This window comes from Paraburkholderia graminis C4D1M (assembly GCF_000172415.1).
Lineage (GTDB): Bacteria > Pseudomonadota > Gammaproteobacteria > Burkholderiales > Burkholderiaceae > Paraburkholderia > Paraburkholderia graminis.
Map to the genome: position 1 here is coordinate 1 of NZ_ABLD01000028.1, position 26,522 is coordinate 26,522.

A 26,522-nucleotide genomic window follows, 5' to 3' on the forward strand; every position below is an offset into this window, starting at 1 on the left:
CAAGCCGGGCCGCGTGCATGGTTGCTTACTTGGCAGGCGCAGCGGCGCTCTGCTATGGAGCGCCGCCATCGTTGCTCGCGGTGCAGTGGGCTACGCGGCGCAATTCGGCGCGGACGAAGGCGCCGCGTTACGCATCGGCACAGCGTCTTCGCTGATCGCGTTTGGCGTGTCGTCACCCTGGCGGCTCGTCGTAGCAATTGTTGCGTTGGCAGCCTGCGGAACGCTGGCGGCGCTCGCCGCGAGCCGCGCGCAAACCCGCCTTGCCGCGCATGCCCGCGCGCTGCACAACGCCGGAGACACACGATGATCCCGGCACTCGCGCTCTATGGCGTCACAAAACGCTTCGGCTCCACGCAGATTCTGCGCGGCGTGAATCTCGCGATCGAACCAGGTGAACGTCACGCGTTGATCGGCCCGAATGGCGCGGGCAAGTCCACGCTCTTCAATCTGATTGCCGGTGGCGCGCGTCCCAACGCGGGACGCATCGACCTGTTCGGCGCGGAGATCACGCGGCTCGCGCCGGCGGCGATCGCGCGGCGCGGACTCGCGCGCAGTTTTCAGAGCACGAGTGTGTTCGCGCGCCTGACCGTATTCGACAACCTCCGCTGCGCCGCGCTGCTCGCCGAGCGCGACCGCTTGCGCTGGTGGCAGCGTTTCGCGGGTTCATCCACGGTCGATGCGCGCGCCTCGCAGGTGCTGCACGCGGTCGGCCTCGGCGCACGCGCGCATGTGCAGGCCGCGACGCTCAGTTATGCCGAGCAGCGCGCGCTCGATCTCGGCATTGCGCTCGCGGGCGGCGCCCATACCTTGCTGCTCGACGAGCCGACCGCCGGCATGAATCGCGCGGAGGCGGCGCGCGCGATCGAACTGATTCGCGAGACCACCGCGGGCCGCACGCTGCTAATGGTCGAGCACGACATGGACGCGGTGTTCGCCATCGCCGATCGAATTTCAGTACTTGTACAAGGGCGCATTATCGCGACCGGCACGCCCGCGGCGATTCGCGCGGATGCCGCGGTGCGCGCCGCGTATCTCGGCGAAGGTTTCGACGCATGACGCCCTTGCTCGACATTCGCGGACTCAACGCATGGTACGGTCCGAGCCAGGCATTGCATGGCGTGAACCTGCGGATCGGCGCGGGCGAAGTGCTCGCGCTCGTCGGCCGCAACGGCTCGGGACGCTCGACGCTCGCGCGGGCGCTCATGGGCCTCGTGCAGTGCGACGGCGAATTGCGCTTTAGAGACCGCTCGCTTGCCGGGCTGCGTACGTTTGAAATCGCGCGGCTCGGTATCGGCTATGTGCCGGAGCATCGTGACGTGTTTCCGACGTTGAGCGTCGGCGAAAATCTCGAACTGGGGGTTGGGCCGGGCAATAGTGCAAATCGCGGACGCGCGCCGCGCTTTTCCATCGACGATGCGTATGCGCTTTTCCCCGTCTTGCGCGAGCGCAGGCGCACGCGTGCGGGCGCGCTGTCGGGCGGCGAGCAGCAGATGCTGACGCTCGCGCGTGCGCTGCTCGGCGATCCCGATCTACTCATAATCGACGAACCCGGCGAGGGTCTTGCGAGCCTCGTCATGCAGCAGGTCGCGCAATGTCTGCGCGTGCTGCGCGAGCGCGGCATGGCGATGCTGCTGATCGAACAGCGCCTCGTGATCGCGCGGGACATTGCGAGCCGCGTCGCCGTGATGGGTCACGGCGAAATCGTGTTCGACGGCGAACTCGATGCTTTCGTGCAGCGCACCGACGTGATGCGCGAATGGCTCGGTGTCGGTTGAAGCGCGCGCCGTGCCGCGTTGAAAAAAACCGCGGTGCGATTAGCGTTTGAATTCGCATCGTCGATAGTCCGCTCAGGTCCGGCGCGCAAGGCATTGCGCTGACCGATCGCGGCGATTCAAACGCTTGATCGTTTGGTGAGCGTCCTCCAGAAATCTTGTCGGCAGCGCGCGGACAAATAAAGACAATCATTGCAGGCCGCGCGGCGTCGGCGCGCGCAATTTGCGCGTCGAAATGCGTCGAAATGCGTCGCCGCTTCAGGAGGAGACATCATGAAAAACATACGCACGGCACGCGAGCATGACTGGCGCGCGCCGCTTCTCGCAAGCATCGCGCTGCTCGCCGCGGCGCTTTCCATGTCCGCATGCGCCGACGCGAATTCGACAACCGCAAACACTGCGCCTTCCGCGGACATGCAAAACGCAACCGCAAGCCCAAGCGCAACCGCAAGCGCGCCGCACGCGCAGCCCGCTTCATCCCCACGCCCCGCAATCGAAGCCGCCAAGGCCCGACAACTCGCGTTAGAGCAAAGCATCGCGGCGCGCGTGCCCACGGCGAGCGGCATGAGCATCAAGCGCAGCCGCGCGCTCACGCTGCGCGACTCGGGCATCGACGGCTCGCTGATGTTCGCGCGCGATGTCGACTTTCGCGTGACCGGCGACATCGGCTTCATGATTCGCGACATGGCGGCAACACTTGTGCCGACGCACGCCGGCGAGCCCATCGTTTTCGACGATCCGACGAGCGTGACGATCGACGTGCATCGCGGCGAAGTCACGCTCGACAGCGCAAAGCTCACGGCGATCTTCGACCGTTATCTGTTCCAGTACCAAGGCTCGCCGCTGCGCAATATGCGCGTGGTGCCGCAAGACGGCGGCAGCTTGCGCATAACCGGCGAGATGCATCGCGATACGTGGGTGCCGATCGTGCTGTCCGGATCGCTTGCGATGCGCGGCGCGGACGAACTCGTGTTCCATGCCGATCACGTCGAAGTCGCGGGCGTGGCCGCCGACCGGTTGATGCAGGCCGCGCATGTGAAGATGGCCGATCTGCTGAAAGTCGATACGCCGATTGCGCGGCTCGACGGCGACGACGTCGTGATGCAGGTCGCGAAGCTCATGCCGCCGCCCGCGCTGCGCATGCGCATCACGCGCATCGACACGAGCGCGGCGGGCGTGCGCTTCACGCTGGACGACGGCACGCTGCCCAACATCGACTGGCCCGCGAACATGCCCGCGCGCGGCATGCTGGTGCAAGGCGGCGACGTGAAGTTCATGCGCTCGATGCCGATGAATATCGACATGGCGCTGACGCCCATCGATAGAAGCGCGCCGTTCGTGCTCGATCTGTACCACTATCGCGAGCAGATGGCCGCCGGCTATTTCACTTTCGACGAAGCCGGCGCGCTCGACGTGCATCTGCCTTCATACGCGACGCTCGCGAGCGCGGCAAAAGAGCCGCCGCTGCGGATCGGCATCGGCATCGGCAGCGCGAGTGCGCGCTTTAACGACAGCCTGATTCGCGCGCAGCAGGCGTCGCTGGCGCAGGCGCGGCTCGTGTGGCAACGTGCGCCGCAGAGTGTGCAACGCGCATCGGCCGCGCATGCGATGCCTGTCAGTCTGCGCACGGGGTTGTCTCGCGGCAGCCGGGACGCTGCAACGCTCACACCCAACGACGAGCGTCGTTCGACAGGTCCCACCCCGCTGATTCACGTCGAAAACGTCGACTTCTACGTGGCCGGGCGCATCGGCTTTCACGTGCGTTCGCTCGACGCGCAGATGGTCCCGAAGACGCCTGGCCAACCGGTCGATCTCGACAATCCCGATCAGTACGACATACGCATCATCGGCGGCGAAGTAGTCGAACCCTGGCCGGCGATGGCCGCGCTATTCAACGATTATCTGCTCGATTACGAGCCGCGCTCGCTCAACGATCTGCAACTGAAACCGGTCGACGGCAAGCTCGAAGTCACGGGCGGCATCAAGTTGTGGAATCACTTTCCCGGCGTATGGCTGCCGACGACGATGAGCGGCACAATCGTCGCGCGAGACGAGCGGCATCTCGTGTACGAGCCGGCGTCGGTGAAGGTGCTTGGCGTGCCGCAGGCGGGACTGCTGCGCGCGCTCGACATTCCGCTTGCGTCGTTGACGCCGTTCACGCGCAAGGGCGTCGCGCTCGAAGGCAACCAGCTCGTGTTCGATCAGTACACCGTGTTTCCACCGCCGGTCTTGCAAGGGCGTCTTGCAAGCGCCACGGTCACGGACGAGGGCCTCGTGCTGAAGTTCAAACGCGAACCCGGCATTGCCGTCGCGCGGCCGCCTGTCAACGCGGCGAAGAGCTACGTATGGATCGAATCGGGCGACGTGAAGATGTTCAACTCGCTCGTCACGAACGCGCGAACTTTCATCAGCGACAGCTCGAACCCCGGCGTGATGAAGTTCGATTTATACGGCTATCGCAGGGACGTTTCGAAGGGCACGGTAAAAATGGGCACCGACGGCGCGCTCGGCGTGGATCTCGCCGCGCGAGGCAAATAAGAGCGCGCCTGCCTCGCGCGAAGCCTGCCGCACGATTCAATCTTCCTTGTTGACGATCCACTCGTGCGCCGGATCGTTACGGAAATGCCACGTCCGCTGCGCGCCCGCCATCACGTTCAGATAGTACGAGTCGTAGCCATACGGCACGACGACCGGATGATAGCCGCGCGGCACCATCACGACGTCGTGATTCTCGACCGCCATCGATTCGTCGATGTCGCGCATATCTGTGTACACGCGCTGAAACGCAAAACCCTGCGGCGGATTCAGCCGATGGTAGTACGTCTCCTCGAGCGAACTCTCGTGCGGCACGTTGTCGGTGTCGTGCTTGTGCGGCGGATAGCTCGACGCGTGGCCGCCCGGCGTTCTCACCTCGACCACCAGCAGCGACTCGGCGGGTTCGGTCTGCGGAAGAATATCGCAGACGTAACGCGTATTGAGGCTTTTGCCGCGCGTGGAGCGTTTCATCGAAGACGGCTCGATCAGGCGCGCGGGCAACTCGCCTTTTGCAGGCGCGCTCGCCACGCCGATCTCCGCATCGCGGCATGCACGCACGGCGGCGCGCACGCCTGGCGGCAAATACACCGCATAGGGCGCGGCATCTTCGAACACGCTGTCGCGCGAACCGAGCGAACTCCACTTCGCGTGCTGCGTTTCGATGTCGACCGCGCCCGTAAGCACGACGATGCACACTTCGCGCGACGGCTCGAACACATGCACGACTTCACTCGTGCCGAGACGATAAGCGGCGAAGCCGACATAGCGCCAGCACGCCGACTGAGGTGTCACTCGCGCGATTGTCTGGCCTTCGCGCTCGGCCTTCACTAACAGACTCATGCTGCCTCCTGCGTGTCGAGCGGCGCATCGACCAATGCACGCAATGTATTGAAGCCTTTTTGCGCGTACTCGAACGACGGCGCGACGACCGGGTCCTGTTCTGCTTCGACCACCAGCCAGCCGCAATAGCCGTGCCGCTTCAGACGCGCGATGATCGACGGAAAATCGACGGCGCCGTCGCCGGGCACCGTGAACGCGCCCGCGATCACCGCATCGAGAAAACTCCAGTTGCGATTGCGCGCGAGCTTCATCACGGTGGGGCGCACATCCTTGCAGTGCACATGGCAAACGCGGCCGATGTGCTTGTCGAGCACGGCGAGCGGATCGCCGCCTGCAAACGTGATGTGTCCCGCGTCGAACAGCAGGCCGACTGCGTCGCTCGTGCGCGACATCAACTGGTCGACGTCGGCGGGCGTTTCGACGTACGCGCCCATGTGATGATGGTAAGCAAGCCGCACGCCGCGGCTTAGCGTATAGCGTGCGAATTCATCGACGCGCGCGGCATATGCGGCCCATTGCGCGTCGCCGAAAAAACGCGGCCTCTGATACAGCGGCTTCGGCGCGCCCTGAATCGAATCGGCCACTTCGCCATACACCATGACGGTCGCGCCATTTTGCGCAAGCAGGTCGAGATGCGGGCCGACCGCCGCGATTTCCTCTTCGACGCTGCCGCGCGCGAGACGCCCCGAATACCATCCCGACACCAGCGCGAGATCGTATTGCGCGAGCAGCGTCTTCAATGCCTGCGGTTCGCGCGGGAATTTGTTGCCGAGTTCGAAGCCCTGATAGCCGATCTGCCGGCCTTCGGTCAGCGCGACCTCGAGCGGCGTTTCGCCGCCGAGCGAGGGCAGGTCGTCGTTCATCCACGACAACGGATTGATGCCGATGCGTACGTTGAAAGCTGTCATGCGAGCGATCCTCGGTCGTTGACGTCGTTGTCCGTTTCGCTGCTGTGCTCTGCAACGCCGGATGGTTTTCCGCGTGCCGCAATCTGCGCATCGTAATTCGCTCGCGCGTCGCGCACGCTTGCCCGCGACGATACTTCGGGCACCGCGACTTCCCACCACCAGCCGCCGTCGGTCGTCGTGCGAGCCGGGTCGGTGTCGATGCTAATGACGTATGTGCGATCCGCGGCGCGCGCACGTTGCAGCGCGGCTTCGAGTTCCGCGACGTTCGCCGCATGCTCGGCATGCGCGCCGAGCGCACGCGCATGCGCGGCGAAGTCGATGCGCGGCGCGCCAAGCGGCCCCTGCTTGCAGTCGTCGAGCAGGTTGTTGAACGGCGCACCGCCGCATGCCTGCTGCAGGCGATTGATGCAGCCGTAGCCGCGATTGTCGAGCACCACGACAATCAGTTTCGCGCCGAGCATCACGGAAGTCGCGATCTCGCTGTTCATCATCAGATAGCTGCCGTCGCCGACCATCACGATCACTTCGCGCTCGGGACGCGCGAGCTTCGCACCGAGCCCGCCGGCGATTTCATAGCCCATGCACGAGTAGCCGTATTCGACGTGATACGCGCCCGGCGTCGCCGCGCGCCACAGCTTGTGCAATTCGGCGGGCAAGGTGCCCGCCGCGCATACGACGATGTCGTTGGCCGGCGAGTTCGCGCTCGAACGCTGCACGGCGCCGATCACATCGCCCTCGTAAGGCAGCACGGCGTCGCGCTGCGGCGCGTGCGTGAGCGTATGTACGGTGTCGCGCCAGCTTGCCGCGAGCTGCTGCGCGCGAGCGGTCCACGCGCGGTCCGCATGCCAGTCTTGCAGGCGTGAGCCAGGCCCATCGAGCGCATCGAGCGCATCGAGTGCGAGACGCGCGTCCGCTTCCACCACTTGCGCGCGATGCTTGAGGCCGTCGAATGCATTCGCATTGATGCCGATCACGTCCGCCTGCGTGAAGAGCGTGTTCGAGCCGGTCGTGAAGTCCTGCAAACGCGTGCCGAGCGCGAGCACACAGTCGGCGTCGCGCGCGAGTGCGTTCGCGGCGGGCGAGCCGGTCACGCCGAGCGCGCCAACGTTCAATGGATCGTCCCATGCGAGCGAACCCTTGCCCGCCTGCGTCTCCGCAACCGGAATGCCGTGCGCGGCCGCAAACCGTTGCAGCGCGTCAGTCGCGCGGCCGTACAGCACGCCGCCGCCCGCGACGATCAGCGGCCTCTGCGCGCGCCGCAAGCGCTCGATTGCCCGCTCGATTTCATCGACGCGCGGCGCCGGCGCATAAAACGTCACGACGCGCGGCGCGAAGAAACCGGCGGGGAAGTCCCACGCCTGCGCCTGAACATCTTGCGGCAAGGCGAGCGTGACGGGCCCGCAGGACGCGGCGTCGGTGAGCACGCGCAGCGCGCGCGGCAACGCACTCAACAATTGCGCCGGATGCACGATGCGATCGAAGTAACGCGACACGGGTTTGAACGCATCGTTGGCGGACACGCCACCGTCGTGGAAGTCTTCGACCTGCTGCAAAACCGGGTCCGGCGCGCGCGACACGAAAATGTCGCCCGGCAACAGCAGCACCGGCAAACGGTTCACATGCGCGAGCGCCGCGGCAGTGAGCAGATTCGTCGCGCCCGGTCCGATCGAAGTCGTGACCGCCATCATGCGGCGGCGGAAATGCACCTTCGCGTACGCAATCGCGCTATGCGCCATCGCCTGTTCGTTATGCGCGCGCAGCGTGGGCAATTCGTCGCGATGCTGATACAACGCCTCGCCCATGCCCGCGACGTTGCCGTGACCGAAGATCGCGAACACGCCGCCAAAGAGCGGCTCGGTGCCGAGACCGTCTTCGGTCGCGACGCGTTGCGCGGCGAGATAACGCACGAGCGCTTGCGCGGTGGTCAGGCGAATCGTGCCTTCCCGCACCGCGCCGCCCACGGATGCCGCGTGGCCGTGCTCATGTTCCTGCTCGCGTTTGTGATCCATCATGCGCTGATTCATGCGGCCTGCTCCTGATGAACATGCGTCTTCGCGTCGGGTTCGCCGGCCACGGATTCACGCGCCGCGCGCCACGATGCGATCAGCGTTTCGAAGATGCGGCGCACGCGCGCGATCAGTTCGTCGTCGCCGATTTCACCGGCAAGCCACGCATGGCTCGGCTCGTGAAAGATCGTGCGGCCCACCGTGAAGCCGCGGCACGTCGACGAGCGCGCCGCCGCGCGAAAGCCATCGTTCAACTGCTCGACGCCCGCCGACAAACCGAGCAGCACGACGCCGCGGCAATACGGATCGCGTTCGGCGATTAACGCATCGACGTTGCGCCACTGCGCGGCGTCCATCGGTTCAAGCTTCCACCACTCGGGATAGATGCCGATGTTGTAAAGCCGCTTTAACGCGCGGTACACCACGTTCGGTCCTTGCGGCAAGTTCGGGTGCTTCGGCGGAATCACTTCGAGCAGCAACTCGTGGCCGCTTGCCTGCGTTGCATCGTAGAGCGCGCGCAATTGCGCTTCCTGTTCGAGACGCTGTTCGATCGGCTCGTCGGGATGGAATTGCACGAGGCACTTCGCGACGTGCTCTTGCGGCCACGTGACGAGCGTCGTGCCCACGGAGCGTCCATGATCGAACACGAGCGGCACCGAGCCCGGCAACTCGACGGGGCGGCCGATCCACCAGCCGCGGCCGGTCGCCGCATTCAGCGCGTCCTGTCCATAACGATCGTCGATCAGCACGCCGATGCGGCCTTGCAAGCTCAATGCGCTTTCGGTCTGCGAGACCGCCTCGACGAACAGGCCCTTGAGCCTCGCGATACGCGCGTCGCTCGCGCCGGTCTGCTGCGCGAGTTCGAAGAACTGGTTGCGGTGATCGAATGCAAAGCCGAGCACTTCGTTCCATTGCTTGCGCGCGGGCGTCACGCGATGCAGGCGCGCGAGCGTCGCGTCACGGTCGGGGCGGCGCATGCGCTCGGGGTCGGCTTTCGCCTCGCGCAGGAAGTAGTCGAGTTCGGCGGGCGTCGGCATGGCCGGTGCGCAAGCGTGGCGCGAGACCACCAGGGCGCCGCTCGCGTTCGCGGCGCGCGCGCATGCTTCGAGCGGTTGATCGCGCAACCATCCTGAGAGAAAGCCGGAGGCGAACGCGTCGCCCGCGCCGAGCACGTTCAGCACTTCCACTTCCACGCCGCCGTGAACCGGCACGTCGTCGAGCGAGGCGGGCACTTTGCCGTCGATAATCTGGCAGCCCAGCGGCCCGCGCTTGAGCACGAGCGTGGCGGGCGTTACCGCGCGCACCATCGCGAGTGCGTCGACAAGTTCGCTCTTGCCGCCTGCGATGCGAAACTCTTCTTCGGTGCCGATCACGAGATCGAACAACGGCAAGATGCGCTGCAAATGCGCGGTGACGCCTTCGCTCGCGACAAAGCGCGTTTCGCCGTCCGCCTTGCCCGTGAGACCCCACAGCACCGGACGATAGTCGATGTCGAGCACGGTACGCACCTGGTTGCGGCGCGCGTAGTCAAGCGCGCGGCGGCTCGTGCGGTTCACCTGCTCGGTGGAAAAGTGCGTGCCGGTAATCAGCAGCGCTTTCGACGACGCGATAAACGCTTCATCGAAATCCGCTTCGTCAACGGCCATGTCCGCGCAATTCTCGCGATAGAAAATCAGCGGGAACGTGTCGCGGTCTTTCAGGCCGAGCAGCACGAGCGCGGTCAAGCGTTCCTGATCGACGCGCACGTGGCTGACGTCGCAGCCTTCCTTCGTCAACGTCTCCGTGAGAAAGCGGCCCATGTGATCGTTGCCGACGCGCGCGAGCATCGCCGCGGAAAGTCCGAGCCGCGCGCAGCCGAACGCAATATTCGCCGACGATCCGCCGAGATACTTCGCGAAGCTCGACACGTCCTCAAGGCGCGCGCCGACCTGCTGCGCGTAGAGATCGACGGCGAGGCGGCCAAGGCACACGATGTCGCGGCTGCGCTCCGGCGCGAAGCGGCTGCCGGCGTTCGCGCCGGACATGCCCGCGGTTTCGCCCGAGGTCTGTGCCGGTGTGCCGCCGAATGTACTGGAATGAGCCATGAATGTCCCTGAATGACGGAGCACGGCAAGCGGTTTCATCGCTGCGCCTGCCGCGCGAATGAATCAGATCGTTGCGCCTTCGAGTTCGCCGATCATCTTCTGCATCTCGGCGCCGCCCGCCATCATGTCGAGCACTTCGTCCTTGCTGATGGTTTCCTTCGTGAAGGTGCCGAGCGATTTGCCGCGATTGAGCAGCGTGAACGAGTCGCCGATCGGATACGCGTGATGCACGTTGTGCGTGATGAAGATCACCGAGATGCCTTTCGCGCGCGCCTTGTGAATCAGCTTCAGCACGTTGAAGCTCTGCTTCACGCCGAGCGCGGCGGTCGGTTCGTCGAGAATCAGCACGCGTGCGCCGAAGTGAATCGCGCGCGCAATCGCCAGACACTGTTTCTCGCCGCCCGACATCGTGCCGATCGGCTGATGCGGATCGCGCACGTTGATGCCCATTTCCGCGAGCTTGTCGCGTGCGGTGGTCGCGCTGGTTTCGAGGTCCATCACGTTCAGGAACCCGAACAGTTTCTTTTGCGGCTCGCGTCCCATGAAGAAATTGCGCGCGACGGAAAGCAGCGGTACGAGCGCGAGATCCTGATAGACGGTGGCGATGCCCAGATCGAGCGCGTCTTTCGGCGACTCGAACAAAACCGGCTTGCCGTCGACCAGATACTGGCCCGACGACGGCTGATGCACGCCGGCCAGCGTCTTGATGAGCGTGGACTTGCCTGCGCCGTTGTCGCCGAGCAGGCAGTGCACTTCGCCGCGCTTCAGGCGCAACGTGACGCCGCTTAGCGCGATCACCTTGCCGAAGTACTTGTTGACGTTTTCGAGCGCGAGGATCACGTCGTCTTGCGGCGCGGCGGCGGTTGCCACCGGCGCTTCGTGAGTCACAGGGTTCGTATCCGACATGTTCGTCTCCTCGTTACGATTGCGACACGCGACGGCGCACGTAGTGATTGAACAGCACCGCGATCAGCAGCATCACGCCGAGAAACACCCGGAACCAGTCGGAACTCACGTTCGTATAGGTGATGCCGATCTGCACGACGCCGAAGATCAACGCGCCGAAGCAGGCGCCGACCACGGACCCATAGCCGCCCGTCAACAACGTTCCGCCGATCACCGCCGCGATGATCGCTTCGAATTCCTTCTGCAAGCCGCGATCCGCCGCCGCCGAGCCGATGTCGCACACTTGCAGCACCGCGAACAGGCACGAGCAGAATGCGGTCAGCACGAACAGCAGAATCTTCACGCGACGCACGGGAATGCCCACGTTCTTGGCAGCATTCGCATCGCCGCCGACGGCGAGAATCCAGTTGCCGGCGCGCGTCTTTGCCAGAACGAATGCGCAGATTGCGGCGAGGCCGAACCACCACAGAATCACCTTCGGAATGCCAGGCACCAGCGCATGACCGTTATCGAGCAGCGTGCCGATGCCGTGGTGCGCGAGCATCGTGAAGAGGCCATTGAGCGCGACGCCGTGAAAGAGCGTGTTGGCGAGCCAGTCCTGCTGCGCGAGGTCGCCGACGCCCGAGACGATGGTGCGGTCGGCGAACATGATCGACAGCGCGAGCGTGAGGCCGCGCAGAATGAACAGGAAGGCCAGCGTGACGATGAACGACGGCAGCCGCGTGCGCATCACGAGATAGCCGTTGAGCGCGCCGAGCAGCATCGAGCCGGCGAATGCAAAGAGGATCGAGAGCGAAATCGGCCAGTGAAAGTACACGCTGGGAATCGCGACCATCATGCCGGCGAAGCCGATCATCGAGCCGATGGAGAGGTCGAACTCGCCCGCGATCATCAAGAGACATGCGCCGACCGCGAGGATGCCGAGATACGCGGACACCTGCGACCAGTTCATCACGCCGTCGAGATTGAACATGCCGGAGCCGCCGGCCGTCAGCGCGAAAACGAGAAACACGAGTACCGCGCCGGAAATCGCGGCAAATTCAGGGCGGTTCAGCAAATGACCGAACCACGATTCCTTGCGCACGCGCTCGTCGCGTCCGGCGCGCGCTTCGGCGTCCGGGCGCGGCGCGGCGTTATGCGAAGCGGCGCTGTTTGGATCGACGTGCGGTGGGAAGTGTTTGCCGGCTACACCCATGATGTCTCCTTGGAGCCGGCTGTGCGTTAGGGCAGGCGGGAATGCGTTGCGAGAACGACAGCCGGTGAAATGCGCGCTGGCGGCGAGGCTGCCGGGCGGGAGCGATGCCCGCCGCGCGCGTGACTAGCTAGAAGAAAGAATCAGCGATACTGCCCTGCGTACTTGATGACCTTGTCGAGGTTTTCCTTCGTGATGAAGCCCGGGCCCGAACGAATGTTCTTCGGTCCATACGAGGGCGCGAGACCGTACGTCGCGAGCCGCGCCTTGAACTTCGGATTCGCTTCGAGAATCTGGCGGATTTTCGCGGGGTCGGTGGTGTGCTCTTTCTTCACGATGGCGAGCACGGCGACCGGAATATAGCCCTGCAAATACGGCTGCTGATCGATCGCGAACTGGATCGTGCCGTTCTGGATGGCCTTCGCGATGTCGTCGGAGAAGTCGAACGTGCAGAAATAGATCTTGCCGTTCAGGCCCATTTGCTGGACCGCTTTCAGCGTGGCCGACGCGGGCGTCGGTCCGAGCGTGAGAATCGCGCCGGTGTTCGGATGGTTGCGCAAATAGGCGCTGACCTTCGACTGGATCTCGGTCGGGTCCTGGCCGGAATCGATGGTGGACGATTTATAGTCGACGCCGATCGCATCCGCGAAACCACGGCAACGGTCGAACGAAACGGTGTTGGTCGCGAGGTGATTCACGCACACGAACGACTTCACGCCAGCCGCTTTCGCCTTTTCGCCCGCCGCTTTGCCGGCGACGTATTCAGGCTGGCCGACGTGCATGATCGCGCCCAGTTGCGCGCTCTGTTCCTCGGTGCCGGAATTGATCGTGACGAGCGGAATCTTCTTCGCGGTCACCTTGCTGATGGAGCTCTTGAGCACATCGTAATCGGCGATGGTGACGATCACGCCGTCGTAGTTGCGCGCGGCGGCCTGCTCGACGAGGCGCGCCATATCGGCGATGTCGCCGTTCGGCGGATTGCGATAGTCGGTCTCGACGTTGAAGTCCTCGTCGGCCTGCTTGATCGCGTTCTTGATCGTGTTCCACCAGGAATCGGAGTCCGGCGCGTGGCTGATCAGCACGAAATGAGCGTCAGCCGCGCGGGCGGCCGAGGCCGCGCCGAATCCCGTCGCCAACGTCAATGCCGTCACCAGAATCCTGAGCGTAGCCTTGCCCTTGCAAAGTCTCATGTCTCCACCTTTCTCGGTCTGTCGTTATTGAGGGAGCGACGCAGCTGCGCCGAAGCGCCATCGCTCACGACCAAGATTAGGTCATCTTCGAGGGTGGTGCAACAGAAATTTCATCGTGAATAAAAATGGAAAATACGTTCCATTTATGCGATGCGCTGCCTATAATCGGCAACGTCAAACACGTCGTGCGGCGCGCGTCGAAAGCGTCTGCCGCACTGCGACAAAGCACCGAAGAGAGACTCATGGCGGAAGAGAGCACCGAGGAATTGCCGAGCGTCGAAGAATTGATGCAGCGCATCGCGGAAAACTACGAAGCGTTGCCGCGTCAGTTGAAGAACGTCGCAACGTATATCGAGCAGCATCGTTCGAGCGTGATGGTCGATCGCACGAGTGATATTGCCGCAAGCTGCGGCGTGCATCCGTCGGCCGTGGTGCGTTTTGCGCAGCGCTTCGGCTTCTCCGGCTTCTCCGATTTGCAGGCGGTGTTTCGCCAGGCGTACACAGGGCAGGGCGCGTCGTCGCCGAGTTATCAGCAGCGCATTCGCAAGCTGATCGACGACAAGCCTGGCGCGCTGTCGGGCGGCGCGGTGGCGCGCGAATTCATCGCGGCGTCGCGCGGCGGCCTGGAAGAACTCGAAGCGGGGCTCGACGACAAACAGTTCGACGCCGCCGTGAAAATGCTGCAGCAGGCGGACAACATCTATGTGATCGGCGTGCGGCGCTCGTTTCCGGTCGCGAGCTACATCGTCTATGCGTTGCAGCACACGCCCAAGCGCGTGCATCTGGTGTCCGGTTTCGGCGGCATGTATCGCGAGCAGATTCGCAGCGTGAAGAAGGGCGACGTGGTGATCGCGATCAGCTTCGCGCCGTATGCGAAGGAAACGCAGTATTGCCTGCGCGTCGCGCATCATCATCAGGCGAAGACACTGGTTATTACGGATAGCCAACTATCTCCGCTCGCCCGTTACGCGAGCACTCAACTGTATGTGAAAGAGGGCAGCGCGTTTGCGTTCCGCTCGCTGACCAGCACCATCTGCCTGTGCCAGGCGCTTTTCATCGCGCTCGCGTACAAGCTCGAACTGAACGTGGAAGAATCCAAAGACACTGGAGGATACGATGACTGACGCAGCACAACCGATCGACGTCGCGGTGTTCGGCGCCGGCCGCATCGGCAAGATTCACGCAGCCAATCTCGCGCGGCAGCCTGGCGTGCGGCTCAAGTATGTGGTCGATGTGAATCGCGAAGCGGCCGCGGCGCTCGCAGCCGCGCATGGCGCGCAAGTGGCGGACATCGACGGCGCAATGGGCGACGCTTCGGTCGGCGCCACGGTGATCTGTTCGAGCACCGATACGCACGCCGATCTCATCATGAAGTCGGCCGCGCAGAAAAAGCACGTGTTCTGCGAGAAGCCCGTCGACCTCACGCTCGAACGCGCACGGGCCTGCGCGGACGCGGTCGAACGCGCGGGCGTGGTCTGCATGATCGGCTTTCAGCGCCGCTTCGACCCGACGTTTTCCGCGCTGAAGGCGCGTCTCGACGCGGGCGAGATCGGCACGCCGGAAATGCTCGTCGTGACGAGCCGCGATCCGGGGCCGCCGCCTGTCGAATACATCCGGCATTCGGGCGGCATCTTCAAGGACATGCTGATTCACGACTTCGATATCTTCCGCTGGATTCTGGATGACGAAGCCGACACGCTGCATGCAACCGGCAGTTGCCTCACCGATCCGGCGATTGCGAACGCGGGCGACATCGACTCGACGGCGGTGACGATCCGCACGAAGCGCGGCCGTCTGTGCCAGATCAACACCGCGCGCCGCGCCGCGTATGGTTACGACCAGCGCTTCGAAGTGCTCGGCAGCGGCGGCATGCTGCAAGCGGGCAATGTGCGGCCCACCGAAGTCACCGCTTATTCGAAGACCGAAGTATCGAGCGACGTGCCGGAGGCGTTTTTTCTCGAACGTTATCGCGCGGCGTACGCGCTGGAAATCGCGCATTTCTTCGAAGCCGTGACGCAAGGCAAGCCGGTGCGCACGACCGTCGCCGACGGCGTGAAGGCGCTCGAACTCGCCGAGGCCGCAACGCTTTCGTGGCGCGAAGGCCATGCGGTCAAACTCGGCGAGGCCGCGCGATGAATGCCGCGGCAGCGCATGACAAGCGCGTTCGTTTGGGCGTGGTCGGCCTTGGTCGGCTCGGCAAACGGCATGCGGAGAATCTTGCGTATCGCGTGCCGGGCGCAGAACTGGTCGCCGCTTGCAGTCCGCTGGAAGAGGAGCGGGCATGGGCGCGCGGGACGTTGCCGTCGCCGCGTCTTTACGACGATTACGCGAAGCTGCTCGACGATAGCGAAGTGGATGCCGTGTGGCTCGTCACGCCGTCGTCGTTGCACGCGCAACAGATCGTGGACGCATTGCGCGCGGGCAAGCACGTGTTCTGCGAGAAACCGTTGTCGCTCGATCTCGCCGAATGCGAGCGCGTGCTGGCCGAGGCCGCGCGCTTTCCGCATCTTCAGGCGACGATCGGTTTCATGCGGCGCTTCGATCCGAGCTACAAGGATGCATTCGACAAGATCGCGGCAGGCGCGATAGGCCGGCCGTTTCTGGTGCGCTCGCAGACCACGGACAAGAACGATACCGACGGTTTTTTCGTGCGCTTTGCGGCGACCTCGGGCGGCATCTTTCTCGACTGCACGGTGCACGATATCGACGTCGCGCGCTGGCTGCTCGGCAAGCCGCGCGCGACGCGCGTGTTCGCGGCGGGCGCGGTCGCGTTGCATGAGGGGCTGCGCGAATTCGGCGACGTCGACAACGGCGTCGCGATCTGCGAATTCGAGGGCGGCAAGCTCGCGATGTTCTACGCGTCGCGCACCCAGGCGCACGGCAACGACACGCATAGCGAAGTGATCGGCACGGCCGGCGCGCTCGCGGTCGGACGCAATCCGCGCGCGAATCGCGTGGAGATTTATGACGCGAGCGGGATTCGCAACGAGTGCACGCCGAGCTTCTTCGACCGTTTCGAAGACGCGTTTTTGCACGAGGCGCGCGCGTTTGTCGCGGCGGTGCAGGGCGGGGCGGGCTCGGAGGCGCAAGCGGGCGCAACGCTTGCCGACGCGCTCGAGGCGACGCGCATCGGCAATGCGTTGCGGCAGTCGCTGCAGAGTGGGCAGGCGGTGACGCTTTAACGCTGGGATTGCGGCGGCGGCATTCGGACCACCACCGCCACCGGCAGCGCGGCGCAGGCTGCGGTAGAATTTGACCCTCTGTCTGGCGTCGCACAACGGCGTCTCGTCCCGAAGGTCATCGTCGATGCAAATTCAGATTCACAAGGAAGTCGATGCGCGCGGGCTGATGTGCCCGCTGCCCATCCTGCGCGCCAAAAAGGCGCTCGCCGATATGGAAAGCGGCCAGATTCTCAAGGTGCTCGCCACCGACCCCGGTTCGCAGCGCGATTTCGCCGCGTTCGCGAAGCAGACCGGCAATGAGATCGTCGAGAGTTCGTCGCACGACAAGGTTTTCACGTTTCTGATGAAGCGCCGCTGACGCAGGCGCTGAAACACGTTCGCTCGAACGCGTCCTCTCAAACGCGTCCGCTGAAAACGCGCGCTGCAAACAAAAGGCGCTGTGCCCGCGAAAGCGGAGCACAGCGCCTTTTTCATTCGCACGAAAGAATCAGCCTTCGAGCACCGGCGAACGCGTCCGCAGATATTCTTCGAAATCCGCGGCCACTTCCGGATGGCGCAGCGCGAATTCCACCGTCGCCTTCAGATAGCCGAGCTTGCTGCCGCAGTCGAAACGCGTGCCGTGATACTTGTACGCGAGCACCTGTTCGTCGGCGAGCAGCGACTGGATCGCGTCCGTCAACTGCAGTTCGCCGCCGGCGCCCGGCTTGATCGAGCGGATGTGATCGAAAATGCGCGGCTTTAGCACGTAACGGCCGACAACGCCGAGATTGGACGGCGCGACGTTCGGCTCCGGCTTCTCGACGATGCCCGACATCTTGATGATCGAGTCTTCCCATTCCTTGCCGTCGACGATGCCGTACGACTTGGTTTCCTGCGCCGGGATCTCTTCGACGCCGATCACCGAGCTGTGATAGTGGTCGAACACCTCGATCATTTGCGTCATGACGGGCGGCGTGCCGTACAGCAGGTCGTCCGCGAGAATCACGGCGAACGGGTTGTCGCCCACCAGCTTTTCGGCGCACAGCACCGCGTGGCCGAGGCCGAGCGCTTCCGGCTGACGCACGTAGAAACAGTCGACATGGCTCGGCTTGATGCTGCGCACGAGTTCGAGCAGCTTGTCCTTGCCGCGCGCCTCTAGCTCCGCTTCGATTTCGTACGACTTATCGAAGTGGTCTTCGATCGCACGCTTGCTGCGGCCCGTGACGAAGATCATCTCCGTGATGCCGGCCGCCATGGCTTCTTCCACCGCGTACTGGATCAGCGGCTTGTCGACGATAGGCAGCATTTCCTTCGGGCTTGCCTTCGTGGCAGGGAGGAACCGGGTGCCAAGACCTGCTACCGGAAATACCGCCTTTGTAACTTTTAGCATGTGATTTACCCTGAGTCCTCTGGTTTAATCAGTCCGTGCCCGCCGCGTGGGGCGGGCGTGGAGCGCCGATCAGGCCGGCAAGCGCGCGAGCTGCGCTTTCAACTTGCCGACAGTCGCTTCGAATTCCGCCAGCCTTTTCTGCTCCTGCTCGACGACTGCGGGCGGCGCCTTGGCGACAAAACTTTCGTTCTGCAGTTTGGCATTGCACTTGACGATTTCCGTGCTCAACCGCGCAATCTCTTTCGACAGGCGCTCGCGCTCGACGGCCACATCGATCTCGACCTTCAGCACGAGCTTGTCACTTCCTACGATAGCAATTGGCGCGCCATCTGCCTGCGCGTCGAGCGTTGCTTCGTCGGCGATGATCTGCACTTCGGAAAGACGGGCCAATGCCTGGGCGTACGGAGCGAAACTGCGCAGCCGCTCCGCGTTGCCGGTGACGAGCAACGGCACCTTCACCGCCGGCGACAGATTCATTTCGCCGCGCAGATTCCGGCACGCATCGATCATTGCCTTCAGGTCGGCGGCCCATTGCTCCGCTTCTTCGTCGATCTTCGACATCTCGGCAACGGGATACGGCTGCACCATGACGGACGCTTCGCCCTCGGCCTTGTCCGCGGGATAACGCCCGGCCAACGGCGCAACTTTTTGCCACAACGCCTCGGTGATGAACGGAATCACCGGATGCGCGAGGCGCAACACCGTCTCGAGCACGCGCAGCAGGGTGCGCCGCGTCGCGCGCTGCTGGTTCGGCTGACCCGTCTGGATCTGCACCTTCGCGAGTTCGAGATACCAGTCACAGTATTCGTCCCATACGAACTTGTATAGGGCGTTGGCCACATTGTCGAAGCGATAGTCGGCAAAACCCTTGGCGACTTCCGCTTCCACGCGCTGCAAGAGCGACACGATCCAGCGATCCGCCGACGAGAAATTCAGATGCCCGTCCGGCCCGCATTCCCCGCATTGTGCGGGCTTGCCGAAGCCGCAGTCGTGGCCTTCGCAGTTCATCAGCACGAAGCGGGTGGCGTTCCACAGCTTGTTGCAGAAGTTGCGGTAGCCTTCGCAGCGCGCGAGGTCGAAGTTGACGTTGCGCCCGAGCGTGGCCATCGACGCCATCGTGAAGCGCAGCGCGTCGGTGCCGAACGCGGGAATGCCGTCGGGGAATTCCTTGCGGGTTTTCTTTTCGATCGACGCCGCCTGCTTCGGATTCATCAGGCCGGTGGTGCGCTTCGCGACGAGCGCATCGAGCCCGATGCCGTCGACGATATCGATCGGATCGAGCGTATTGCCCTTGCTCTTCGACATTTTCTGGCCTTCGGCGTCGCGCACGAGGCCGTGCACGTAGACCGTGTCGAACGGCACCTTGCCGGTGAAGTGCGTGGTCATCATGACCATGCGCGCGACCCAGAAGAAGATGATGTCGAAGCCCGTGACCAGCACCGACGACGGCAGGAAGTGCTTCAGTTCCTGCGTCTCGTTCGGCCAACCGAGCGACGAAAACGGCACGAGCGCAGACGAAAACCATGTATCCAGCACGTCTTCGTCACGCTTGAGCGGGCCGGTATAGCCGGCTTCGGCCGCTTTTTCGCGCGCGCCTTCTTCGGTCTTCGCGACGAAGATTTCGCCGTTTTCGCCGTACCACGCCGGAATCTGATGACCCCACCAGAGCTGGCGCGAGATGCACCAGTCCTGGATGTTTTCCAGCCACTGGTAATACGTGGAGGTCCAGTTTTCCGGCACGAACCTGATCTGGCCGTTGCGCACCACGTCGAGCGCGGTTTCGGCGATCGACTTGCCCGGAGTGAACGTGCCCTCGGGCGCCGGCTTGCTCATCGCGACGAACCACTGGTCGGTCAGCATCGGCTCGATCACGACGCCGGTGCGGTCGCCGCGCGGCACCATCAGCTTGTGCGGCTTGACGGATTCAAGCGCGCCGAGCGCTTCAAGATCCGCAACCACCTGCTTGCGCGCGTCGAAACGGTCCAGGCCGCGGTATTTTTCCGGCGCGTTTTCGTTGATCTTCGCGTCGAGCGTGAGAATTTCGATTTGCGGCAGCTTGTGGCGCAGACCGACCTGATAGTCGTTGAAGTCGTGCGCGGGCGTGACCTTCACGACGCCGGTGCCGAATTCCCGGTCGACGTAGTCGTCGGCGATGATCGGCACTTCGCGGTTGGACAGCGGCAGCGTCACGGTCTTGCCGATCAGGTGCGCGTAGCGCTCGTCTTCCGGATGAACCATCACGGCGGTATCGCCGAGCATGGTTTCGGGACGCGTGGTGGCAACCGTGAGATGGCCGGAGCCGTCCGTCAGCGGATACTGGATGTGCCACAGATGGCCGTTTTCTTCCTCGCTGACCACTTCGAGATCGGACACGGCCGTGAGCAGCACCGGGTCCCAGTTCACCAGCCGCTTGCCGCGATAGATGAGGCCCTGTTCATAGAGGCGCACGAACACGTCGCGCACGGCGGTCGACATTTTGTCGTCCATCGTGAAGTATTCGCGCGACCAGTCGATCGACGCGCCGAGACGCCGCACCTGGTTCGTGATGGTGGAGCCGGATTCCTGCTTCCATTCCCACACGCGTTCGACGAATTTCTCGCGGCCCAGATCGTGGCGCGACACGCCTTTCGCGTCCAGTTGCCGTTCGACGACGATTTGCGTGGCGATGCCCGCGTGGTCCGTGCCCGGCACCCACAGCGTGTTTTCGCCGAGCATGCGGTGATAGCGGGCGAGGCCGTCCATGATGGTCTGATTGAACGCGTGGCCCATGTGCAGGGTGCCCGTGACGTTCGGCGGCGGCAACTGGATCGAGAAGTCTTTCCGGTTGCCGTCGAAAGCGGGCGCGGCGTACGCGCGCTTTTCCCATTCGGGCCCCCAGTGGGCTTCGACGGTGTGCGGCTCGAAGCTCTTGGCCAGGGTGGAGGAGGTATCGCTCGGGGTGTCGCTCATGTGTCGATCGGCTGATGAATGCGGGGAATGTTCGATTATAAGCGGCGCAGCAGGCGCGGGCCTGGTTTTGGGGTTGGGTTGGTCGGCTTGCGTTGGCCCGGTTCGGATCTCGCCAGCCCGCGCCCGTCATAAGACAGCGCTCCGCCCGCGCCGCTCATGGTGAACCCGCGTTGTCCACGCGGCGGCGCGTACTTTATGCTTCATTCACGCGCTTCCCGCCGCCGCTGTCCGTTGCTACCCGCTGCCGTGCGCCGCGGCGCGCCCGCGTCTTTAGGTTTTCTCACCGCACTCGAAGGATCGCCGCCGATGACCCGCTACCGCGACTTCCACCGCCGTTCGATCGACAATCCCGAGGCATTCTGGCGCGACGAGGCGCGGCGCATCCATTGGGAAACGCCGTTCGATACCGTGCTGGACCGCTCGAACCCGCCGTTTGCGCGCTGGTTTGTCGGCGGACGCACGAACCTGTGCCATAACGCGGTGGACCGGCATCTCGTGGAGCGCGCGCAGCAAAACGCGCTCGTGTATGTGTCGACGGAAACGGGTATCGAGCGCCGCTATACGTACGCCGAGCTGTACGCGGAAATCAACCGCATGGCCGCGGTCATGCGCTCGCTCGGCGTGAAGCGCGGCGACGTGGTGCTGCTCTATCTGCCGATGATCCCCGAGGCGCTGTTCGCGATGCTCGCCTGCGCGCGGCTCGGCGCGATTCACTCGGTCGTGTTCGGCGGCTTCGCGGCGCCGAATCTGGCCGCGCGCATCGACGACGCGAAGCCGGTGCTGATCGTGACCGCCGACGCCGGCGCGCGCGGCGGCAGGGTGATCGACTACACGCCGCTCGTCGACGAAGCGCTCGCGCGCGCGAGCCACAAGACGCCGCGCGTGCTGCTGATCGACCGGCAACTCGCGCCCGAGCGCCTCAACGCGAATTATCTGGTCGACTACGAACCGCTGCGTGAAAAGTTCTTCGCCGCGCACGTGCCCTGCGAATGGCTCGAATCGAACGAGCCGTCTTATGTGCTGTACACCTCGGGCACGACCGGCAAGCCGAAGGGCGTGCAGCGCGACGTGGGCGGCTACGCGGTGGCGCTGGCGGCGTCGATGGAACACATCTTCGAGGGCAAGGCCGGCGACACGATGTTCACCGCGTCGGACGTCGGCTGGGTGGTGGGCCACAGCTATATCGTCTACGCGCCGTTGCTCGCGGGATTGACGACCGTGATGTACGAAGGCACGCCGATTCGCCCGGACGGCGGCATCTGGTGGCGCCTCGTCGAGCAGCACAAGATCAACCTCATGTTCACCGCGCCGACCGCGCTGCGCGTGCTGAAGAAGCAGGACCCGGCGCTGCTGAAACAGGCCGATCTGTCGAGCCTGCGCACGCTGTTTCTGGCCGGCGAGCCGCTCGACGAACCGACCGCCTCGTGGATCGCGGGCGCGCTCGGCAAGCCGGTCATCGACAACTATTGGCAAACCGAAACCGGCTGGCCGATGCTCGCGATTCCGCGCGGCGTCGAAGCGCTGCCGACCAAGCTCGGCTCACCGGGCGTGCCGTCGGCCGGCTTCAGTCTGACCTTGCGCAACGAGCTGACGGGCGAACCGTGCCCGCCCGGCGAGAAAGGCGTGTTGACGCTCGACTATCCGCTGCCGCCGGGCTGCATGTCGACCGTATGGGGCGACGACAAGCGCTTTGTCAGCACGTACTGGTCGAGCGTGCCGAACCAGCAGGTGTATTCGACCTTCGACTGGGGCATTCAGGACGAAGACGGCTACGTGACGATTCTCGGCCGCACGGACGATGTGATCAACGTCGCGGGCCACCGGCTCGGTACGCGCGAAATCGAGGAAGCGCTGTCGAGCCATGCGGCCGTCGCGGAAGTCGCCGTGGTCGGCGTGACGGACGCCGTGAAGGGGCAGGCGGCGATGGCCTTCGTGGTGTTGCGCGACGCGCAGGCTTACGCCGACGCCGGCACGCGCACGAAGCTGGAAGCCGAACTGACGACGACGGTGGACCGGCAGCTCGGCGCGATCGCAAGGCCGTCGCGCGTGGTGATCGTCTCGATGCTGCCGAAGACGCGCTCGGGCAAGCTGCTGCGCCGGGCTATCGCGGCGCTCGCGGAGGGACGCGAGCCGGGCGAGCTGCCGACCATCGAAGATCCGGCGGCGCTGCAACAGGTGCGTGAGGGGTTGAAAGGCTAGGAGTTTGTGGCCGAGCGGGTGCGGTTGCCGACTCAGCGCTCGCCGCGCGCCTTCAGAAAGCGCGTCAGGATCGCATTCGAATACGTCCCGGCGATCTCCGTGAGAAACGACACGAACGATGCCGGCGCGTGGTCGTCGGCGGTATCGGAGATGGTCCGCACGACCGCGCACGGCACGCCGTACTCGTGACAGACCTGCGCGATCGCCGCGCCTTCCATCTCGACGGCGAGCGCGTCGGGCAACGCGTCGCGCAACGCGCGCACGCCTGCCGCGCTGGCGACGAACTGATCGCCGCTGATAATCAGCCCTCGATGCACGCGCGCCTCGCGCGTGCCGAAACGCGCGGCCGACGCCGCGCCTTCGTCCGCAATGAAACGCTCGCAGGCTTGCGCGAGTTGCGCGGCGAGCGCCGCGTCCGCTGCGAAGCGCGACATGCCGAGGAGCGGCACCTCGAAGCGCGGAAAGAGCGGCGACGCATCGAGATCGTGCTGCAACAGCGCATTCGCCACGACGATGTCGCCGACCCGCACCTGTTCGCCGACACCGCCGGCGACGCCGGTGAAGACGACGGCCTCGACATCGAATGCATGAATCAGCGCGCTGACCGTGGCCGCCGCCGCGACTTTGCCGACGCGCGCCAACGTCACGACGCACGGCACGCCGTGGACGGTGCCGACGTGATAATCGCGCCGGCCGTGGATCACAGTACGCACGCCGGATTCCGCGCGCATCGCCTCGATCAGGTCGCCGAGTTCCTGCGGCAAGGCCGCGAGCACGCCGAGCGGGCGTTGCGTAACGTGCGTAACCTGTGCATTAGCTACTTGCGGATCGTCCAGCGGACCGCCAGCCTGCGCCGTGCGCTCGCCGCCGTCGACGCCGCTCACTCAACCGCCTGCAATTTGGCGACCGCCAGCGCGAGCCATTTCTCGCCGTGGCGCTTGAACTTGACCTGCGCCTTCGCGTCGGTGCCGCCGCCTTCGAGCGCGGTGATCGTGCCTTCGCCGAACTTCGTGTGGAACACCTGCTGGCCGACGCGAAAACCGGCTTCCGCCGCGCGCTGCTCATTGGCGAAAGCGGGCAAGGGCGCTGCCGCCGTCGATGCGCCGCCGCCATAGCCCTGCTGACGGTCGGGCCGCGCGAACCAGTCGCGCCCATAGCCCGCGTTGTCGGAGCGGCCGCCCCAGCGCGCGCCCGCCTCGACCTTCGGCGTGAGCCACTTGAGCGTTTCCTGCGGCAGTTCGTCGAAGAAACGCGAGCGGATGTTGTAGCGCGTCTGGCCGTGCAGCATCCGGCTTTGCGCAAACGACAGATACAGGCGCTCTTTCGCCCGCGTGATCGCGACGTACATCAGGCGGCGCTCTTCTTCGAGACCGTCCGACTCCATCGCGCTGTTCTCGTGCGGGAACAGCCCCTCTTCGAGTCCCGTGATGAACACGGCGGTAAATTCCAGACCCTTCGCCGCGTGCACTGTCATCAGTTGCACGGCTTCCTGGCCGGCCTGCGCCTGGTTGTCGCCGGCTTCGAGTGACGCGTGTGAGAGGAAGCCCGCGAGCGGCGTCATCGTGTCGGGGTTTTGCGCGGGGTCGGCAATGCCGGGCGCGTCGAGCACGACGACGTTGGGGTCGTCGGTGGCGACGGCCAGTTCCGGCGCGGCCGTCGCGCCTGGGCGCAGCGGAATGGAGCGCGCCGGCGTGTTCATGCCGTAGCCCTCTTCGCTGACGAACGCCGCGGCGGCGTTGACCAGTTCCTGCAAGTTCTCCAGCCGATCCTGGCCTTCGCGCTCGTTCTGGTAAAAGTCGGCGAGGCCGCTTGCGCGCACCACGTATTCGACGGTGTCCGGCAAGCTCATCTGCTGCGTTTCCGCGCGCATCTTGCCGATCAGGTTCGCGAATGCCGCGAGGCTCGAGCCCGCCTTGCCGGCGACATACGGAATCGCCGCGGCCATCGAGCAGTTGTAGAGCCGCGCCGCGTCCGCGAGTTGTTCGATCGAGCGGGCGCCAATGCCGCGCGTCGGAAAATTGACGACGCGCGCGAACGCGGTGTCGTCGTTCGGATTGTCGATCAGGCGCAGATAGGCGAGCGCGTGCTTGACTTCCTGACGCTCGAAAAAGCGCAAACCGCCATACACGCGATACGCGATGCCCGCGTTCACCAGCGTGTGCTCGATCGTGCGCGACTGCGCGTTGCTGCGATAAAGCACGGCGACTTCGCTGCGCGACGTGCCCGTGTTGATGAGCGCCTTGATTTCCTCGACGATCCAGCCGGCTTCCTGAGTATCCGTCGCGGCCTCGTAGACGCGCACCGGCTCGCCGTGACCGGCGTCGGTGCGCAGATTCTTGCCGAGGCGCCGCGAATTATTCGCGATCAACTGGTTGGCCGCGTCGAGAATATGGCCGTGCGAGCGGTAATTCTGTTCGAGCTTGATCAGATGCCGGACGTTGAACTCGTGTTCGAAGTCGCGCATGTTGCCGACGTTCGCGCCGCGGAAAGCGTAGATCGACTGGTCGTCGTCGCCGACCGCGAAGATCGAATTCGTCTGGCCCGCGAGCAGCTTCAGCCACGCGTATTGCAGCTTGTTGGTGTCCTGAAACTCGTCGACGAGAATGTGTCTGAAGCGCGCCTGATAGTGCGCGCGCAGCGGCGCGTTGTGCGCCAGCAGTTCGTAGCAGCGCAGCAGTAGCTCCGGAAAATCGACGACGCCTTCGCGCTGGCACTGCTGGTCGTAGGCTTCGTAGAGCTCGACGAATTTGCGGTTGAAGTTGTCGGTGGCGTCGACGTCTTTCGGGCGCAGCCCTTGTTCCTTCGCGTTGTTGATGAAGTACTGGAGATTCTTCGCCGGGTACTTTTCATCGTCGATGTTGAGGCCCTTCATCAGGCGCTTGATCGCGGACAGTTGGTCCGCGGTATCGAGAATCTGGAACGTGGCCGGCAGCGCGGCGTCGCGATGATGCGCGCGCAGCATGCGGTTGCACAGGCCGTGAAAGGTGCCGATCCACATGCCGCGCGTGTCGATGGGTAACAGCGCCGACAGACGCGACATCATTTCGCGCGCGGCCTTGTTCGTGAACGTCACGGCAAGGATGGTCGCCGGCGACGCGAGGCCGTGCTGGATGAGCCACGCAATGCGCGTGATGAGCACGCGCGTTTTGCCGCTGCCTGCGCCGGCGAGAATCAGCGCGGGCTCGTTCGGGAGCGTGACGGCGGCGTGTTGTTCGGGGTTGAGATTGGCTAGCAGATCGGGCATTTTTTCGGAGGGACGGCGGGGTGTTCGTCATTATATGCCCCGACGCTCGCTTGCTTTTTTTGCCTCGTGAGCACCGTTTGGCGCGTTGGGTTTTACGTTGCCGGAGCCGACGCGCGGCCAGCATGCTTCCCGGTCGACAACGGGCA

19 protein-coding genes and 1 pseudogene are annotated in these 26,522 nt (G+C 64.5%); 9 read left to right on the forward strand and 11 right to left on the reverse strand.

All coding sequences use genetic code 11. The features are described 5' to 3' along the window. The 4 genes and pseudogenes from BGRAMDRAFT_RS35705 to BGRAMDRAFT_RS28655 all read left to right on the forward strand — a co-directional run. Positions 1-307, forward strand: a pseudogene (locus tag BGRAMDRAFT_RS35705) (branched-chain amino acid ABC transporter permease); the annotation flags it as partial. Further along, a complete protein-coding gene (locus BGRAMDRAFT_RS28645; RefSeq protein ID WP_006052389.1) occupies positions 304-1,056 on the forward strand; it encodes an ABC transporter ATP-binding protein in 753 nt (250 codons plus the stop codon). The pseudogene BGRAMDRAFT_RS35705 and the gene BGRAMDRAFT_RS28645, both read left to right, overlap by 4 nt. Next, on the forward strand, positions 1,053-1,775 hold the full coding sequence (locus BGRAMDRAFT_RS28650) for an ABC transporter ATP-binding protein (RefSeq protein ID WP_006052390.1): 723 nt from the start codon (positions 1,053-1,055) through the stop codon (positions 1,773-1,775). The genes BGRAMDRAFT_RS28645 and BGRAMDRAFT_RS28650 overlap by 4 nt, the downstream gene beginning before the upstream one ends. A 270-nt stretch (positions 1,776-2,045) precedes the next feature. Beyond that, entirely contained in the window at positions 2,046-4,310 is a 2,265-nt protein-coding gene (locus tag BGRAMDRAFT_RS28655) for a hypothetical protein (protein ID WP_006052391.1), read from the forward strand. Positions 4,311-4,346: 36 nt separating this feature from the next. Here BGRAMDRAFT_RS28655 and iolB read toward each other — a convergent pair whose 3' ends face one another. From iolB to BGRAMDRAFT_RS28690, 7 genes are all read right to left on the reverse strand, one after another. Next, a complete protein-coding gene (iolB, locus tag BGRAMDRAFT_RS28660; protein ID WP_006052392.1) occupies positions 4,347-5,147 on the reverse strand; it encodes a 5-deoxy-glucuronate isomerase in 801 nt (266 codons plus the stop codon). Further along, positions 5,144-6,055, reverse strand: coding sequence for a myo-inosose-2 dehydratase (iolE, locus tag BGRAMDRAFT_RS28665; RefSeq protein ID WP_006052393.1), 912 nt, complete (start codon positions 6,053-6,055; stop codon positions 5,144-5,146). Before iolE ends, iolB begins: the two co-directional genes overlap by 4 nt. Beyond that, positions 6,052-8,079: a 3D-(3,5/4)-trihydroxycyclohexane-1,2-dione acylhydrolase (decyclizing) gene (gene iolD / locus BGRAMDRAFT_RS28670; protein WP_006052394.1), complete on the reverse strand. Its 2,028-nt coding sequence runs from the start codon at positions 8,077-8,079 to the stop codon at positions 6,052-6,054. Before iolD ends, iolE begins: the two co-directional genes overlap by 4 nt. After that, a complete protein-coding gene (locus tag BGRAMDRAFT_RS28675; protein ID WP_006052395.1) occupies positions 8,076-10,145 on the reverse strand; it encodes a bifunctional 5-dehydro-2-deoxygluconokinase/5-dehydro-2-deoxyphosphogluconate aldolase in 2,070 nt (689 codons plus the stop codon). Before BGRAMDRAFT_RS28675 ends, iolD begins: the two co-directional genes overlap by 4 nt. 63 nt (positions 10,146-10,208) lie before the next feature. Then, entirely contained in the window at positions 10,209-11,051 is an 843-nt protein-coding gene (locus tag BGRAMDRAFT_RS28680) for an ATP-binding cassette domain-containing protein (RefSeq protein WP_006052396.1), read from the reverse strand. A gap of 13 nt (positions 11,052-11,064) precedes the next feature. Continuing rightward, entirely contained in the window at positions 11,065-12,246 is a 1,182-nt protein-coding gene (locus tag BGRAMDRAFT_RS28685; protein WP_006052397.1) for an ABC transporter permease, read from the reverse strand. A 140-nt stretch (positions 12,247-12,386) separates the two neighbouring features. Continuing rightward, on the reverse strand, positions 12,387-13,433 hold the full coding sequence (locus BGRAMDRAFT_RS28690) for a sugar ABC transporter substrate-binding protein (protein ID WP_006052398.1): 1,047 nt from the start codon (positions 13,431-13,433) through the stop codon (positions 12,387-12,389). Positions 13,434-13,675: 242 nt separating this feature from the next. Between BGRAMDRAFT_RS28690 and BGRAMDRAFT_RS28695 the strand changes: the two genes are divergently transcribed. From BGRAMDRAFT_RS28695 to BGRAMDRAFT_RS28710, 4 genes are all read left to right on the forward strand, one after another. Next, positions 13,676-14,557, forward strand: coding sequence for a MurR/RpiR family transcriptional regulator (locus BGRAMDRAFT_RS28695; protein ID WP_029967682.1), 882 nt, complete (start codon positions 13,676-13,678; stop codon positions 14,555-14,557). After that, the gene (iolG, locus tag BGRAMDRAFT_RS28700; RefSeq protein ID WP_006052400.1) at positions 14,550-15,569 is read left to right on the forward strand and encodes an inositol 2-dehydrogenase; all 1,020 of its coding nucleotides are present in this window, start codon (positions 14,550-14,552) and stop codon (positions 15,567-15,569) included. Before BGRAMDRAFT_RS28695 ends, iolG begins: the two co-directional genes overlap by 8 nt. Further along, entirely contained in the window at positions 15,566-16,615 is a 1,050-nt protein-coding gene (locus BGRAMDRAFT_RS28705; protein ID WP_006052401.1) for a Gfo/Idh/MocA family oxidoreductase, read from the forward strand. Before iolG ends, BGRAMDRAFT_RS28705 begins: the two co-directional genes overlap by 4 nt. A gap of 130 nt (positions 16,616-16,745) precedes the next feature. Further along, on the forward strand, positions 16,746-16,973 hold the full coding sequence (locus BGRAMDRAFT_RS28710; RefSeq protein ID WP_029967676.1) for a sulfurtransferase TusA family protein: 228 nt from the start codon (positions 16,746-16,748) through the stop codon (positions 16,971-16,973). A gap of 129 nt (positions 16,974-17,102) precedes the next feature. Here BGRAMDRAFT_RS28710 and galU read toward each other — a convergent pair whose 3' ends face one another. Next, positions 17,103-17,984, reverse strand: a complete 882-nt coding sequence (gene galU, locus BGRAMDRAFT_RS28715) for a UTP--glucose-1-phosphate uridylyltransferase GalU (protein WP_006052403.1) — start codon at positions 17,982-17,984, stop codon at positions 17,103-17,105. Positions 17,985-18,053: 69 nt separating this feature from the next. Next, entirely contained in the window at positions 18,054-20,933 is a 2,880-nt protein-coding gene (locus BGRAMDRAFT_RS28720; protein WP_006052404.1) for a valine--tRNA ligase, read from the reverse strand. 306 nt (positions 20,934-21,239) lie between these two features. On the opposite strand from BGRAMDRAFT_RS28720, the gene BGRAMDRAFT_RS28725 reads away from it, so the two are divergent. Further along, complete coding sequence (locus tag BGRAMDRAFT_RS28725; protein WP_006052405.1) at positions 21,240-23,132, forward strand: propionate--CoA ligase; 1,893 nt, start codon at positions 21,240-21,242, stop codon at positions 23,130-23,132. Positions 23,133-23,164: 32 nt separating this feature from the next. Here the strand turns inward: BGRAMDRAFT_RS28725 and BGRAMDRAFT_RS28730 are convergent, their stop codons facing one another. Beyond that, positions 23,165-23,968, reverse strand: a complete 804-nt coding sequence (locus BGRAMDRAFT_RS28730; RefSeq protein WP_044021942.1) for a 5'-methylthioadenosine/adenosylhomocysteine nucleosidase — start codon at positions 23,966-23,968, stop codon at positions 23,165-23,167. Between the two features lie 44 nt (positions 23,969-24,012). Beyond that, positions 24,013-26,376, reverse strand: coding sequence for a UvrD-helicase domain-containing protein (locus BGRAMDRAFT_RS28735; protein WP_006052407.1), 2,364 nt, complete (start codon positions 26,374-26,376; stop codon positions 24,013-24,015). Positions 26,377-26,522: the final 146 nt, after the last annotated feature.